General features: G+C 46.5%; 4 protein-coding genes. All 4 read left to right on the top strand.

The genetic code is table 11. The features are described from left to right. Positions 1–18 precede the first annotated feature (18 nt). The 4 genes from ACLIIY_RS28050 (at position 19) to ACLIIY_RS28035 (ending at position 16,800) form a co-directional block, all read left to right on the top strand. On the top strand, positions 19–3,534 hold the full coding sequence (locus ACLIIY_RS28050; protein ID WP_434528977.1) for a hypothetical protein: 3,516 nt from the start codon (positions 19–21) through the stop codon (positions 3,532–3,534). A gap of 29 nt (positions 3,535–3,563) precedes the next feature. Continuing rightward, a complete protein-coding gene (locus tag ACLIIY_RS28045) occupies positions 3,564–4,481 on the top strand; it encodes an OmpA family protein (RefSeq protein ID WP_434528976.1) in 918 nt (305 codons plus the stop codon). Positions 4,482–4,844: 363 nt separating this feature from the next. Next, positions 4,845–5,336, top strand: coding sequence for a DM13 domain-containing protein (locus ACLIIY_RS28040; protein ID WP_009704910.1), 492 nt, complete (start codon positions 4,845–4,847; stop codon positions 5,334–5,336). 142 nt (positions 5,337–5,478) lie between these two features. After that, positions 5,479–16,800, top strand: coding sequence for a hypothetical protein (locus ACLIIY_RS28035; RefSeq protein ID WP_434528975.1), 11,322 nt, complete (start codon positions 5,479–5,481; stop codon positions 16,798–16,800). The last annotated feature ends 59 nt before the right edge of the window (positions 16,801–16,859 follow it).

Below are 16,859 nucleotides of genomic sequence, written 5' to 3'. Positions count from 1 at the left end.
GCAGTATCTGGAATTTGTATGAAAGTATTTAGCAAGTCTCGTTTAGCTACCTGTATTATTTCTGCCATGCCGATGATGGGCATGGCAGCTGATACCAGCAAACTAGAAAAACTCGAGTCAGAGACCACTGACATCGCGGTCGAAACACCAAAACAAGAAGACGACGCATCGCGTATTTATTTAGACCAAGGCGCAATTTGGGCGAGTCGTGATATCACGCGATTTGACCCTGTGCTGGATGTGAGCGTCAGTGATGAGCTAGAAGTGGAAGAGGGTACGCTGCGCGATAGCGTTGGTTTCACCATTACCACTAACTACAGCTACTACATCAAAAAATACCAACTTGAAGTTTATCGTGTGGGCGACTTTGGTTTGTCCGAGCCGATTGCTGTTCTAGAAGGCGATAAGTTGGCCAACGATTTTGACATCAACTGGAACGGTGCCACAGATGTAGACTACCAGTTTGATGTTGGTGGCCAGCTGTTGTTCCGACTAAAAGCATGGGACAAAGACGGCAATATGGATGTCACTACTGTAGGTGTGACGGATCTCGTTCGTCCGGATGCAGAAGTGGACATCGACCGAAACGACAACGAAGACGAAGAAGGCAAAGGCCGCAGCTATGGCCAAGCTAAGTTGATGCGTCACAACATTCCGACCGACGCAGGTCTGGCGAAGTTTATTGGTACCGGCCTTAAAGGCGTTGATAAAGTCATCATTGGCGAAGACGAATTCGACGTTGAAGATGGCAACTTATACGCAGAGCAGTACCTACCTACCGACGCGTACGTATTCCCAACCAAAGTCGTGTTTGATAATGGCGATGAGCGCCGTTACCAACTCTACGTGCGTATCCCAGACACTTACTATGCTCAAACCGGTTTAGCGGATTTGTACATCGGTAAGAACAACGTATCAGGCAACAGTGCAGCGCTTGGCGTTGATGATCAATACCAAAACGACATCTACAACCAAGGTCGTTTGGCGTACTTTGGCCAAGGTAAGTTTGGTGACAAGCTGCGTATTACTACCCACTTTGATACCAAAGAAAGTGAACTCAAAGACATGTTTAAGCACCCGTTTGCATCGGAAGATTCAGACGTGTTTGACATTCTGGAAGACGATGACGAGTTGTACTACGGCAACTATGGCGACAGCTCGAACATCGAGAAAGTGGTCAATACCAAGGGCAAAGTCTACCTAAATGTAGAATACGACAAGTCGCAGTACTTGTGGGGTAACTACAACACGGGTGTTACAGGCACAGAAACCAGCGATTACAACCGTAGCTTATATGGCTTTAAAGCGGACTACCGTACTCGCGATACAACTCAGTACGGTGAAGACCGATTGAACATCGTTGGTTTTGCAGCAGAAGCAGATTCCCTGTACGCACACGATGAATTTTTGGGTACAGGTGGCTCGCTTTACTTCTTGCGTCACGGCGAAGCAGTACCAGGCAGTGACAAGGTTTACGTTAGGGTCGTGGATGAAAGCGGCTTAACGCAAAACGAAGTGCCACTAGAGCCGGGGCGTGACTATGAATTCGACCCATACCAAGGCCGAATTATCCTGACCAAGCCGCTAGACAACATCATGTCTGATAGCTTTGGCAGCGTGATTGAAGGTAACGACGATTACGAAAACTATCTGGTTGTGGACTACGAATACGTACCACAAGGCTCTGACTCACTGGATGCGATGTCTTACGGCGGCCGTGTGAAAGGCTGGGTGAATGACTACATCGGCCTTGGCGTCACCTACGCGACGGAAGAGAAAGACAACCAAAACTACCAAGTTTACAGCTCTGATTTAACGCTTCGCGCAACGGAAGGAACGTTCATCAAAGCGGAATTCGCTCACAGTGAAGGCCGACAAACCGAGTCGAACTTTGTCTCGTACGATGGTGGTTTAACCTTTACGCCAATTGGTGACAGCCTAGAAGACCGCGAAGGTGACAGCATTCAAGTGACAGCCGTTGCGAACTTGTATGACTTGGCGCCGAGCATCTTTGGTGCGGTCGGTAACGACGTCAAACTTTGGTACAAAGACAAAGACGCCGGTTACAGCTATGCGAGCAGCAGTGACGACCTTGAGCAAGAAGCGTATGGAGCGGAATTGCGTCTGCAAGCCACTGACCGTATTGCTGTATTATCGCGTTTTTCTGCCAACGAAGAGCGTGACATGGATGGCAATCTGAAAACAGATTCTGAGACCATTGAGCTAGAAACCCAATTCAAACTGACTCAGCACATCAAGCTATCGGCAGCAGGCCAACAGGTGGATGAGCTCAACCAAGCCGATGAGCAAAGTAACGCAACCTTGGCGGGTTTACGTTTGGATTACATGTGGGACAGCGACAACAGCGTGTATGTCAAAGGCCAAACCACCATGAACCAATCGGACGACTACGACGATAATGACAGCGTTTCTGTGGGGGCTGAGTTCCGCGTGTTGGAAGACTTATCTCTGGGCGGTGAGTACACCACTGGTGATCGTGGCGAAATTGCCGAAGCGACGGTGACGTATGATGTCTCTGACGACCACTCTACCTATGTCACTTACGTGGATGACAACTACGAAGGTGAAAACAACGTGATTGTCGGCCAACGTGCTGACCTGACTTCAAGTGTGGATTTCTACCAAGAGAACCAATTTGTCGATGAAAACGATGGCCACGGCCGTATCGATTCCTACGGATTTGGTTATGACGTGACGGACGATGTCGAAATGGGCATTGGTTATCAACAAGGTGAAATCGAAGACGATGAAAACCAAATCACCGAGCGACAATCGGTCAGTTTGAACGCGTCAATCGATTTGGATGACATCAACTTGAGTCACAAACTGGAATACCGTGTCGACAAGAACGAAGACGATCCCGATGTCGCACAGCGAGAGCTGGAGCAGATCGTGACGACCAACAGTTACACGCATCGCTTAACGGAAGAGCACACCTTGTTTGGTAAGTACAACTACTCGATCACTGAGAGTCAAACTACAGGTGAGACCATGGCGCGCTTTGTCGAAGCAACCGGTGGATTAGCATACCGTCCAATCTACAACGACCGTCTGAACTTATTGAGCCGTTATACCTACATTGCGGATTATGACCAACTAGACCGTGATGTGGATTACCAAGACGAAACCAGTCAAATCATCGAAGTCGAAGCGATTTACAGCATCGATGAAAACTGGGATGTCGGCGCGAAATACGCACACAAAGACAAAGAAGAAGTCTTTGCGCGTGAATCCGGTAAGAACGAAATCGTCAAAAGTGACATTGACTTGTATGGCTTAAGTGCTTCTTACCGAGTGATGAAAGAGTGGGACGTCACTGGTGAATACCACTGGAAAACGGACACCTTAAATGATGAGTTAGAGCATGGTGCCTTGGTGTCAGTGAACAAGCACATCGGTAACAACTTCAAAGTCGGTATTGGTTACAACTTTTCTGCCTTTGATAGTGACTTAACCAACGATGATGACTACGACGCACAAGGCGTATTCATCAACTTGGTTGGTAAGTTATAACCCCATCTGTGAATGAGTGAGAGGAATTTATGAAAATAACCCTTCGTCTTCTTGGTGGGGTAGTGGGCACGCTGCTTGTCGCAGGTTGCGCCACTGATACTTACGTAAGCCAAGAGAACCGAGACAAGTTTACCGACTTGGACGTATCGAAATTCTTAATCAGCGAGTGTTTAGCGCCAGAGCGAGAAATTCACATTGCTGTGGCAGAGCACTTTGCTTTTGATAAGTACAACATTCGAGACGTAGATGCGACGAGTTTGAATGCCTTCGTGCATGAAATCGAAGGCTTGAGTGGTCGAATTACCATTGTTGGCCATACCGATTACAAAGGCTCACTGGAATACAACGAAGCCTTGTCACTGCGCCGTGCTCAATCAGTGGAGAGCTTCCTGAAAGAAAAACTCGACCCAGACCATTATGACTGGGAAGTGAAGTATTTTGGTGAAACGCAGCCATTAGCGCTAGGTAAAACCGATGAAGATCGTGCTGAAAACCGCCGTGCTTTTGTGGTGTTCGAAGAGGCGCAAAAATATGAAGAAATGCCATTTTGTGAGCCACCAAAACCGGATCGTAAAATCTACATGGCGATGACACCGCACTTCGATTTCGACAAGTCTGAACTGAAGCCGGAAGACTTAGCCAAATTAGACAGCTTCACTGATAAGCTACAAGGTTTGCAGGGCAGTATTCTCGTTGCGGGACACACTGACCAAATTGGTTCGTTGTCATACAACGAGAAGTTGGCACAGCGCCGAGCATCTGAAGTGGTGAAGTATCTGAAAACCAAGATCGACCCATCGCAATTCTTATGGGAAGTGAAATCGTTTGGTGAGCTACAACCGGTTATCAATGAACGCTCGAAAGAAGCCAATGCTCTTAACCGCCGAGCCTTCATCGTATTCAAAGAAGGTTCGATAGAGCAGCCAACTATCCAACCTAAACAATAATTAAAAAAGCCAGCCTAGGATTGAACCAATAAAGGCTGGCTTTTTTACCTTTATTCCTTATTTCCACTCTATTTTCTCCTCCTTTCCTACTTTCTCAAACGCTGGCAAATGTACGCTAGATGAAATAAAACCGCTTTGCACTTAGCACAAATTATTTTCATTTGTATTTCCATGAGTTGCACTTATCTGAATGACAATTATTCAATTTAAGTATCGAGAATCGCAATATGATAACGAGAATTGTGATATTGATCTGAAAAACATATAGGAATTTTCTGAGTTCTGGGTAATACCCTGATTTAGCGAGATTTATAGACTAACTTTATTAGTGACGTCGTGTTAGCTAAAGCTAGGTATATAACTATGAAATGGATTTTGTTGCTTGTAAGCCACACTTTATGTGTTTTGGCTGGTTTTGCTGCGGGAATTTACGCTCTACCTATTCTTATTCAACCGGATTCCCCAGATGTTTCCGTCATCTCTAATTCCACTGAAGGAGTGCTGTATCAAGGTTCCTTTGATCGCAACCGAACTGACAGTGATTTCCTGCACTGGGGAGAAGGGGAGATCTGGTTAACTGAGGACACCATTGCGTTCCAAGGTGAGTTAGCTCCTGGCCCCGATTATAAAGTTTACCTCTCTCCAACATTCGTTGAAACGGAAGCTGATTTCAATCGATTGAAGCCGCAAATGATTAATGTGGGTGACGTGAAAACATTTGACCGTTTTATGGTCACTCTTCCTCAAGATCTGCCTTTAGACAACTACACGACCGTTATTATTTGGTGTGAAACATTTGGTGAATTTATTACCTCTGCGCAGCTCGAATCTGTCGCAAATCTGAACCAGAACTGACAGCCAAAAAGTTTTAACGGATGCCGAATAAAAAATGACAGAAACGTGACAATGTTAATTCTTCTGTCGCCAATATCTCGGCGCCTAGTTTTTGACGCTATTGCTAGCTTAGTCATAAATATCTGAATAATTAATATTTTATATGAGTCGGAAAAGTATTGTGCCAATTGTTCAACGTTATCTAGCCTTGTTTTTGCTGATGTTTTTGCTTCCTTTCAAAGCATTAGCTGCAGGGGAAATAGAAATATCCTTTAATCCAACATTCGGTCTGCCTTACGAAAATGGACAGGTCATTACATACTCGATTGAAGTTCGAAATACGACGATCAGCATGATCAGTGATGTCTCCGTAACGAATGCCATTTGGGATGTGATGTCTGGTTCGAATAGGGCGTTCAGTAGTGTCAAGATTACTGATACTCACACGCTAGGTACGAATGCAGGTACTTACTCCTCTAGCAATAGCAACCTGAATGTGACCGGCGCAAACTTATTACCGCTAGGGCGTATTACTTACCAAATTGAAGCGACGGTTGCTGATGATGCTGCTGAAGATATTGTTCTTGGCAACACCGAAGTAAAAGGAACGGTTTCCGGCACAGAGACGACTTTTACTAACCCAGATACAATTACTTTCCCTCCGGCTGAATATGATTATCTTCTCGAAGAATACGTTAGCCCGACCGAATACGATGTTGGCGGCACACTGACTTATTCTTTAACGGCAACCAATAACGGTGCTTATGCGGTTAAAGGATTAGATATTGAGCAAGAGTTTGCGTCTTTAACAGGACAAAAGTTAGATGGCACAACAGGGAATGCATTTAGCAGCGTGACCATTAGTGCCGTGGCTTCATCGGGGAGCGATGCGGGTACCTTTGCAACAACCGGAGATTTGTCAGTCACCGATGCGGAGATCTCTGTTGGTGGTTACATTACTTACACCATCAAAGCGACGGTTGCTGCGGACTTAGTCTCCGATATTGATACCCAAGCAAGCTCCACGACTCGTGCTGGTACGGTCGACGGCAACCCGCTATCAACGCCTCCATCTGATCCTGAAATTGCACTGGAACACACGCTCAACTCAACGTCGCCATATCTGATTAATGGTGAGGTGGATTTTGAATTGAAGGTGAGTAACAACGGTGGCGCGATTGCTCATAATTATCATGTAAAACAAAACATTAAAGACCTAGTTAGCCGCAATGGTTTAGCTAACAATTTATCCCCTTCTTACAACAACACCGATGTGGATGGTAACCCCTTCACGACTTGGGATATCACGGTTTCAAGCATTGGCAGTAACTCACTTTCTGACTACCAAGGCAGCGCACAAACGGATGTCAATTTTGACGATACCGTTTCTATCTATCCGGGCGAGTCGATCACCTACCAAATTAAAGCAACCCTTACCCCAATCACGATTGGTACCTTGCAAGGCTTTACTGCTTCTGTAACGGATGACTCAGGCTCTTTGGTCAAAAGCTCCAGTATTTCGGATACGGTTGATGCTGAAAAAGTGTTGAGTGTGACGGATTCTGATATCTCTATTTCTAAGACCACTTCTGCATCCGAATATGTACCAGGTGGTGAAATTGAGTACGAAATTACCGTTACAAATGGCTCATCAAAATACTTTGCCAACAACCTGTTAGTCCAAGATAACCTAACATGTGTTAAGACTGAGCAAGCGGGTGGCGCAGGGGATGGCCAAGCTTTTGAGCAGTGGAAAGTTGAGGTTATTTCGGGTGAGGATTCGATTGGCTCGGACCCTGGCACCTTTAGCTACGGCACTTGGACGTCGAGCCCACTTTCGCTAACCCCAGATATCGCTCCAGGTAAAACCATCAAGTACAAGCTGACTGCGAAAACCAATGATACCAGCACAGGTCTCATTCTTGATGACGATCCAAGTTGTTCTAACGATAACGTCACTGAAGAAGGTTCAGGTGTTCAAACACCAGATGACAACTTGCGTGCAAGTAAAGATGTAGACAGTCGCTTTTACTCTTCAGGCCAGACTCTTACTTACACCATTACAGTGACGAACGATGGTGATGGTTTTGCAAACCAAGTTCAGGTGCTAGATGACCTGAACTCAGTAAAAACAACCGATATCAACGGCAAAGAAATCAATGCTTATTCGGATTGGACGATCACCGCTGAAGCGTTTAAAGACGATGGCACACCAGCAACTGCTTCAAATACGGGGATTACTGGAGAAGTTAAACACCCTGACAACTTAAATGTTATCGCAACGCTTCAACCTCACTCCTATATCGAATACACCATCGTTGCTGACACTAACCCAATTGCAAATGGTCATATCTCAAACGAAGTCACAGTGGATGGCTCTGTTTACGCAGACCGTGGTTCTGATCCTCGTGATTTTGCGATTGAGCTAAACAAACGCGTTAAGACCAATACTGACTCAGGTTTTCATGGTGAGCAGACGGCTTACTCTAAGCTGGATACTGAGGTCACTTACCAAATCAGCCTGAAGAACGACAAAGAAAATGGTTATGCGACAAATGTGGCGGTAAAAGACGCCTTATCTTCGATCACCGCGAAGATATTGGAACCAGACACGACGTCAAAACAAGTCTTCAAGTCGTGGACGATCAGTGCTGAGATCATCTCGGATGATCCTCAACTTGATGGCAACCCTGCTTATACAGATGTCGGTACTTTTAGCGATAACACAGATCTAGACACTACAGCACAGATCCCGCCAAACGTTGAAGTACTTTACACCATCGTGGCACAAATCGATCGCTCAAATGAAAACGAGATCATTTACTCTCGATTTGATAACACGGCAGAAATTAAAACGCCTGATTCAAGCATTCAAAACTCAGCTTCGGACACGGTAGTGGTTTACCCTCATGATCCGAAAGTTATTGTTGCCAAAACAACGCCAAACGATGATTTTAAGCCCGGCGATAAGGTGACGTTTAAAGTTACAATCGTCAATACTGGTCCAGGCTATGCCAACGAAGTGCATGTTACGGATGATATCCTCGGCTTAAATGCGTTCTCAGATTGGACAATTACAGCGTCGACAGACTCGAATAATTCACCATTTAAAACAGGTAGTTACGAAGGTGAAAAGTCAGGTTTCCCTAGCAACGGTAACATCAATAGTTACATCGATATAGATCCTAAGGTCAATGGTTCAGAAGGTTATGTCACCTATACCATTAACGCTACAGTTAAAAATGACTACGTAGAAGATGAGATTTCTAATACCGCAGAGATCTATGACCCATCGACGAACTTAAACCAATCTTCTTCTGCTGAAATTGGTGGTACGTCGGGGGATTCTCTTAACGTTTCTATTCTGAAAACGGCGGACAAAGTTCGTTTCATTCCTGGCGATGACGTCACTTATGAAATTCGTGTCTTGAACAATGGCGCGAATGTCGAAAATGGTCTTAAGGTCGTTGATTTACTGACAGACATTCGCTCTGTTTTGGCGAATGACAAAGACAACCAATATGAAAACTACCCAGATCAATCTCCTTTCGAATACTGGCAGTTTGATTTCGATGACGGTGGCGGTTTTCAATCTCAAACTACCGAAGATTTTATCTACCCACCGGGCGATGCATCGAACACGATGACACTTGCAGCGGGCGAATTGCGTACGTTCAAGATTAAAGCTCGTGTTAAAGACAATGTCATTGGTTCTCAGGATTCAATGGGTAACTTAAATGACAAAATTGAGAATGACGCCTACGTCTACCGTGGCTTTGGCCAAGTGACTGAAGAATCACACGTTTCTCATCACGAGATGGAGCGCGCATACAATGGTGGTGATTTAGTTAGAAAGCTACTGGTTAATGGCGTGGAATCAAAATTCTACTCTCCGGGAGATACGCTTACCTACCAAGTGACGGTTTCTTCTCAAACTGGTTATGTCAATGACCACGCAGTAAGCGAAAACATTACCGGAGTGACGACTCAGCTTTTGGATGGATCTTTAGCGACGCCATTTGATAAAGGTTTCACAGTAGATGTTTCGAAGGATGATTCAAATGGTGGCGACGGTACAACCGATGGCACGTTAGATGGCACCGTTGCGGATAATCAAGACATCAACACAACGATCGATGTCGCAGGAAAAGACTCTGTTACCTTTGAAGTTGTTGGTGTGGTGCGAGAAGACGCGACTGGCACAATCACCATTGGTGGCATCACGGTTATTCCGAACAGCTACCATCTGGCATTCTCCAAGACGGTCGATCAATCAAGCTATGAACCGGGACAACCTTTGGTTTACCGCTTAACGATCGAAAACGATGGTAAGGGCAACGCATACAACATTCCTGTTATCGACCGACTGTCCAATATCATGGTCGATCTTGTCGATGGCACAAGCGGTAAAGCGTTTGACTCGGGTTGGACGGTCGTTCCAAGGATCGTCAGTGGTAGCTCCTCGGCTATTCTCGATCTGGATGGCAAGATTGCTGATAACGCAGACATCGATACTCATGCATCCATCCCTAAAGGCACAACCATTGAATACGTTGTCACAGCTAAGGTGAACAACAACGCCGTCGGTGAGATCTTGAACTTGCTTACTGTCGATGGTGATACCGTGAGTGCGGAGACCAAAGCGTCTGCTGAGAAGTACGACTTCTCTAAACATGTCACCAAAATCTACGATCAGGATGGCACTACCGAGTTAAGCGGTGGCTACACGCCAGGTGGTTACATCGAGTATGAAATCTCGCTGAAGAACCTGAACAACGTTCACATCAATGAGATGCCAATCAAGGATGAAATCAGCAAAATCCAGACTGATTACTTCGATGGAAGCGGTAAAGGTCGTGCGTTTGATTCATGGACCATTGTGACCAGTACCGATTCGAGTGGCATCAGTGATGCAGGCTCTGTCAGCAATAACAGCGATATCGACACTAAGTTCAACTTAGCCGCAAACGGATTCGCCACAGGTGGAACCTTTGTTACTTACACCATCAAAGCGAAAATCAGTGAGAAAGCTGTTGGCCAAATTCTCAACGTTGCGGTGGTAGACAACAGTCATAATTTACCGTCAGAACCTGTGAACATGCTGCCGGTTAAAATCGCTAAGTCGCATAAAGCGTACACAGATACATCATTGGCAACACACAAGACGACATACAACCATACGACAGACGGCGAAAAGATCGTTTACCACTTGCGCATTGAGAACAATGGTAAAGGTTTGGAGTACAACAAATCACTGAAAGAGTTGTTCTCAAACGTCAAGGTACGTGTCGCGCAAAACGCAGCAGGTGAATCTGACTCACAAACGCTACAGGCATTTGGTCAATATGGTTGGACCGTGACCGCGACTACCTCGGGTGAAGCGACGACGCTAATTGATGGCTATATTGGCGGCGCAAATGCAGACATCGATATTCCTGTACTTTCAATTGCGCCGGGTGGTTGGATTGACTTTGTCATGGAGTCTCAAATCCGCCAAGACGCGCTCGACCAGATTGTTGCGACTCCGAAATACAACGGTAGCAATTTCAATTCTGCGAAAGTCACGCCAGAGGGTAGTAACCTGTCGGTGAGCAAAGAAATTGTCTCTATCGATGGCAAATCTTATGTATCCGGTGACACCTACAAACCAGAAGATGAGGTCATCTACAAATTCACGGTGACCAACACCGAACCGGTGTGGCGAGACCAAACCGTTATCCAAGATATCGTCTCTAACGTTCGCGTTGAGGTGATTGGCGGGACGACGAAATCTGCGTTCTCAGAGACAAACATCTCTCATGCCTTTACTTCAACAGGTACAACGGGAACACAAGACACTTACATCGAATCTTATGATGCGACTGATGATCTTGACCTGTTAGTCGATATTGCCCCGGAAGAAGTCATTGAGTTTACAGTTACCGGTAAAGTTCGCCCAGATGCACTTGGTGATATCGATGGCAACACGGGTAAAGCTGGCAATCAAAGTGATACAACAGATGTAATTCCACCAGTTGTGCCCGTACTGAACTTCGAGAAGTCAGTGCTGAGTACAACCGCAGACAGCGGCACATGTACTTTCCCATCAACGACGGGTACAGATTGTCACTACAACCCGAACGGCCAAGTTCAGTATCAAGTTAGTGTGACCAACGTGGGCGACAGTATTACCAATGGCGCGACTATCGTTGATGAGCTAAACACCATTAATACATCAGATGGTAAGGCTGCATTCCAAGACTACAGTGTTGCAATCGTAAGTGCGCCCGATCCAGACCGATTCTCTATTACGGGTAACTACCAAGGAACCGTGCCACTGAATGCAGCGTTCGACTTGATGCCGGGTGATACGGTTGTGTTTGAGATTGACGGCACGGTAGCGGCGGATGCGTCTGGCACAATCACAAATATTGCAAAAGTGAATGATGTTGATAGTAATGCGATTGTGTTGGATCCGGGTACTTCAAGCTTAACGGCAGAGAAGTCAACCAGCACACCAACTTACACACCGGGTTCCGAGGTTCGTTATGAAATGCGTATTCGAAATGAAACGCTACTTAACGAAGAAATTGATGTTCGAGATTTGATCTCGACGTACAAGGTTGAAGTTGCTGATGGCTCTGAACAGACAGCACTAAAAGATTGGACAGTAACAGCAAGTGTAGTGAGCGACGGTAACGCTTCTGGCTTCCGTGACATTACACCGCTTCAATCTATCGCAGCCAATACTGACATCGATGTTACCGTGAAAATGAATGGTAAAGTTGATGGCGGTGCAGAAAGTGAAATCCTAATCGAAGTCGTTGGTCATGTTCGTGATGATGCCGTTGGTGAGTTTACAAACCAACTACAAGGCAAACTGAATTCAGGAACCAAGTACTTCACCTACAACCTCAAAGAAAAAGTTATCGTCCCAGAGCCGGGAAGCCTTGCTGTGACTAAAGTCACCTCAATCACCCCAGCGATTTACCATCCGGGCGATACCATTGGTTACGACATTGAGGTGAAAAATACCGGTACAGGTTATGCGACCGATGTGTTGATTTCAGACCTTTGGAAGACGATACGCGCAGAGAAAGCAGGCGCAACATTACCTGTGCGTGCGTTTGATTCTTGGTCAGCAACATCTGTGAGTGTTGATGGTACGGATCCAACGCTGACTCAACCAGTTGCTGGCTCTGAGGTGACTGGCGACAATGGTTATCAGATTCGTTACAACATTCACCCAGATCACACAGTGAAACTTCATGTTGAAGGTGTTGTAAAAGCGGACCTTGTTGGTGATATCACCAACGTAGTGGAAGTGAGCGATTCAAGCGGCTCGCAAACTGCGGATGCGACTTACGTGGCGGCAACGGCTGATCTCACGGTCGATAAAACGGTTGATAAGAGCCAATACGAATCAGGTGACAAGCTGACTTATACCATCAAGATCGAAAACACCACAGCCAACTGGGCGAGTGATGTGGCGATCAAAGATCTGGTCAACGACATCACTTCAACCAGTATTACGGGCGCGACAGTAAAAGCGTTTGAATCTGGCACCATCTTCTTCAATGCATCTTCACAGACGGGTGATACTAAGTTCCCATCGTCCACTGGTGAGTTTTTAGATGGCAGCTTGGACATCGGTCCAAATGATGTGGTGACGATTACTGCGGAAGGGGAACTTGACCCAGAAGTGGTGGGCGATGTCACCAACCAAGTTGAAGTGACCTACAACGGTTCGACTAAAACTGCAGAAGCGACCAGCACAGCGAAGATCCCAGATTTAACCTTCACCAAAGAGCCAATGGTAGAGTTTTATAGCCCTAACCAAGCGGCAGGTTACATCCTGAAAATCGTCAACGAAGGCAACAGCTACGCGAATGACATCAACCTAAAAGATGAAATTGGTGCGCTAACCGTTAACACCATTGATGGCTCAGCGAACCAAGCCTTCCTACAATGGGCGGTTCAGTATGTTACGGGCAGCTCACTGACCACAGTCGATGCTAACTCACTCGTTGTCGATAAGGATATTGACTACAACATCGACCTCGCACCGAACGACACCATCACCCTTTACGTTATTGGTCTAGTCAATACAGAAGCGACGGGCGACATTGTTAACACCGCAACGTTGAATCACAACAGTAAAGACGTGACGGCAACGGCAACGTTGAAACCGCGTCCGGGCGATATCATTCTAGAGAAAACCACCGATGAGCGTTACTACCAGCCGGGAGAGTTCTCTACATTCCGCGTCAAAGTGACCAACAACGGTTCTGGCTTTGCGGCCGATGTAAAAGTCGAGGACATCATTTCTTCACTCGAAGTGGAAACCTCGGGTGGAGCAATGGAGCCTGCATTGAATGATTGGACCATCGTGACCACTAAAGGCGACCCACGCACCAATATCGAAACGGTACCAGGACCAAACGGTGACATTTCTACCAACCTTGATATCGCGCCTGGCGACACGGTTGAATTTGCCATCACAGGTACAGTCAACAGCAGTGCGGTGGCTAACATCGTTAACACCGCGACAGCTGAGTTCGGTGGTGCGACCACCGATGCAACAGCAACGTTAGAAACCTTACCTGAAGAAGTTTGGATTGAGAAAACAGCAGAATCACCAATTTACATTCCGGGTGAGGAAGCGGTTTTCCATGTTCGTGTTTACAACGGTACCGATGGTTTCGATAACGACATTAAATTGGATGACATTCTATCGGGTATCAAAGCGACCAACATCTACGGGGTTAATGAGCGAGCGTTTGAAAGCTGGACGATTGAAACAACCAACAGTGACAGCCGCACTACGATCACGCCAATGCCTATCGATAACCAAGACATTCGTTCAGTGATCGATATCGCGCCGCATGACATTGTTGAGTTCACCATTACTGCGAAAACCAACCCATTAGCGGCGAGTGAAATTACCAACACGGCCACCGCTGATTTGAATGGCACCACACAACAATCGAGCGCGACTATTCAGCCTCAATCGCAAGGTATCTCTATCGAGAAAACCGCTGACACTGAATTCTACATTCCGGGCAAAGAAGCGACGTTCCGAGTCAAAGTGAAGAATGAAGGTACGGTGCCAGCAACAGACGTCGAGGTGAAAGATGCCATTAGTGAGCTTGAAGTGGTTCGCTTAGATGGCACGACAGTCAAAGCGTTCGATTCGTGGCGTATCGAAGTTAACAAGGGCAGTTCCGATACTGACATTACCAATATTCCAAGCGTAAATACGGACATCGATTCAACGCTGACCATTGCAGCGAATGATGAGGTGGAGTTCGTCATTACTGGCTTGGTAAATCAATACGCAACGGGCGAGATTGAGAACACGGCAAGTGCGTTGTTCCGTGGTGAAACACAAGAAGCAACAGCGATGCTATTGGCGATGCCAGAATCGGTCAAGCTAGAGAAAACTGTCGATGATGAGTATTACCGTCCGGGTGAAAACGTCACTTACCACGTGGTGTTAAGTAATGAATCTGGATCGTTTACCGAAGAGATAGTGCTTAAGGACCTTATCTCAGAGTTGAAGGTGAATACGATTCACGACACCGAAGCGCCAGCGTTTACTAGTTGGAGTATGACAAGTTCATACAGTGACGAACGCACCATCGTGTTACCACAGATTCAAGGTGACAATTTGGATGTGAATAGCCGTGTGATTATTGCGCCAAACGATAAATTGGACATTGAAATCACAGGTGTTGTCAACGCGGATGCGATGGGAGAAATCACCAATCACGCGTATGCCTACGACAAGTCAGAAAGCGATGTTCTGGCGGATGACTTCGCAACTATCAAACCATTGCCGATCATTTTGTCGGTGACCAAGGTGGCAGATAAAGCGGAATACACCAACGACGACGATGAAATTACCTTCACGATGACGGCGACCAACCGAGGCTCTGCGGATGCAGAAAGCGTCAACCTGTTGGATGAAATCGATAAGCTCATTGGTAACAACGGCAATCCATTGTTCACCACATGGAAAGCGACCATCACTGAGCTTAAGTCTGGAGTGGTGGTTTCTGTCGATTCAGATAGCAACGTCGATTCAAACCACACTATGAAGGCGTACCAAGGTAATGAATACGAAATCGTAGTAACGGGTGAAATCAACCAAGGCATTGATGACAACTTCACGAACGTCTTTACCGCGAAAGCATCGACAGGTGAAGTCGCGTCCGCCAACGTCACGATTAAGGTTAAGAAGCAAGCTTACAACGAAGGCATGCTGAAAGTGACCAAGGTAGCGAGCAAGTCAGAGGCGAGCGTCGGTGAAGTTGTCGAGTACGAAGTCGTGATTACCAATGAAAACGACAACCCATTCACTGGTGTACGTTTGGTTGACCGCTATCCGGGCGGCTTTGCTTACATCCCAGACTCGACAGAGATGGTCAACAGTGGTCCTGATGGCGTATTTGATACCTCAGATGACATCCAAATCACCGTAGAACCAACGAAGACCAATCAATTGTTCTTCGAAGTCGGCGACATGAATATTTACGGCAAGGGCGATTCGAAAACCGCTGATGCTGTTCGTATCCGTTACCTAATGCGTGTAAGCGTCGGTGCTACCTTTGGCGTTTACACCAACACAGCATGGGCCGAAGCGCCACCGGCAGAAAGCTTCTCGGCACAAAACACCACGACCAATTACGTTGTGAAGTCGAACCTCGCCAGTGCAACGGTCGAAGTCATGCCAGATAAGGTATTCGACACCGCTTCGATCATCGGCAAGGTGTTTGAAGATCACAACGGTGACGGCTTCCAAGCGGACGCAACGGCAGATGACATTTACATCGATGTCGACCTTGCCGCGGGCGACTACGTACCGGGGTCGACCTTCATTACTCAAGATGGTGTTGAAACCCAACTGAAAGATGTGAAGGTGAAGCACAAAGGCCAAGAAGTCGTGATGTCGAGTGTAGATAAAGGTTATGAAGTCGATGAGCTGTTCGGTCTATCTCGTAACCGTACCCTCGAACACAGCAACAAAGTGGTGTTCCAGTTTAATACACGAACTCGCCAAGGTTTCCCGTTCAAGGTGACAACGGATAACGGCACGCACATCGAGTTCGATAAGCAAGGTAACGCGATTACCAAGCACAAAGGAGATAAGAAAAAAGGTCTGTCGGCAGAGAACATCGACGTGGTGAGAAACCTCTACCGAGATGGTGATATGTACTTATGGGAAATCATCGTAGAGAACAAAGGACTTTACGAAGACGGTATCCCGGGTGTTCGACTATTAACGGTCGAAGGCATCATCATCGAGACAGACCAATATGGTCGATACCACGTTCCAGATCAGTGGGTGTTGAATAAAAAAGGTAAGCAGTTCTTGGTCAAAGTCGACACAGACTCGCTACCGACAGGCATGAGGGTGGTCAGTGAGAACCCGAAAGTACGCCGGATCACACCAAACAAACTGACGAAATTTAACTTCAGTATTCAAAGCAGTGGGGATGATTAACCGTTCGCAGTACAGACGCAGGCTGGGTCAGTCCCAGCCAACCACTCAAGCGGTTAAGC

This window comes from Vibrio sp. K4, from assembly GCF_051122595.1.
GTDB lineage: Bacteria > Pseudomonadota > Gammaproteobacteria > Enterobacterales > Vibrionaceae > Vibrio > Vibrio owensii.
This window is presented reverse-complemented; position numbering and strand designations above follow the sequence as displayed.

Excerpts from the sequence above, each read along its gene's own strand:
- ACLIIY_RS28050 (WP_434528977.1), top strand. The coding sequence starts at position 19 with ATGAAAGTATTTAGCAAGTCTCGTTTAGCTACCTGTATTATTTCTGCC.
- ACLIIY_RS28045 (WP_434528976.1), top strand. The coding sequence starts at position 3,564 with ATGAAAATAACCCTTCGTCTTCTTGGTGGGGTAGTGGGCACGCTGCTT.
- ACLIIY_RS28035 (WP_434528975.1), top strand. The coding sequence starts at position 5,479 with ATGAGTCGGAAAAGTATTGTGCCAATTGTTCAACGTTATCTAGCCTTG.
- ACLIIY_RS28040 (WP_009704910.1), top strand. The coding sequence starts at position 4,845 with ATGAAATGGATTTTGTTGCTTGTAAGCCACACTTTATGTGTTTTGGCT.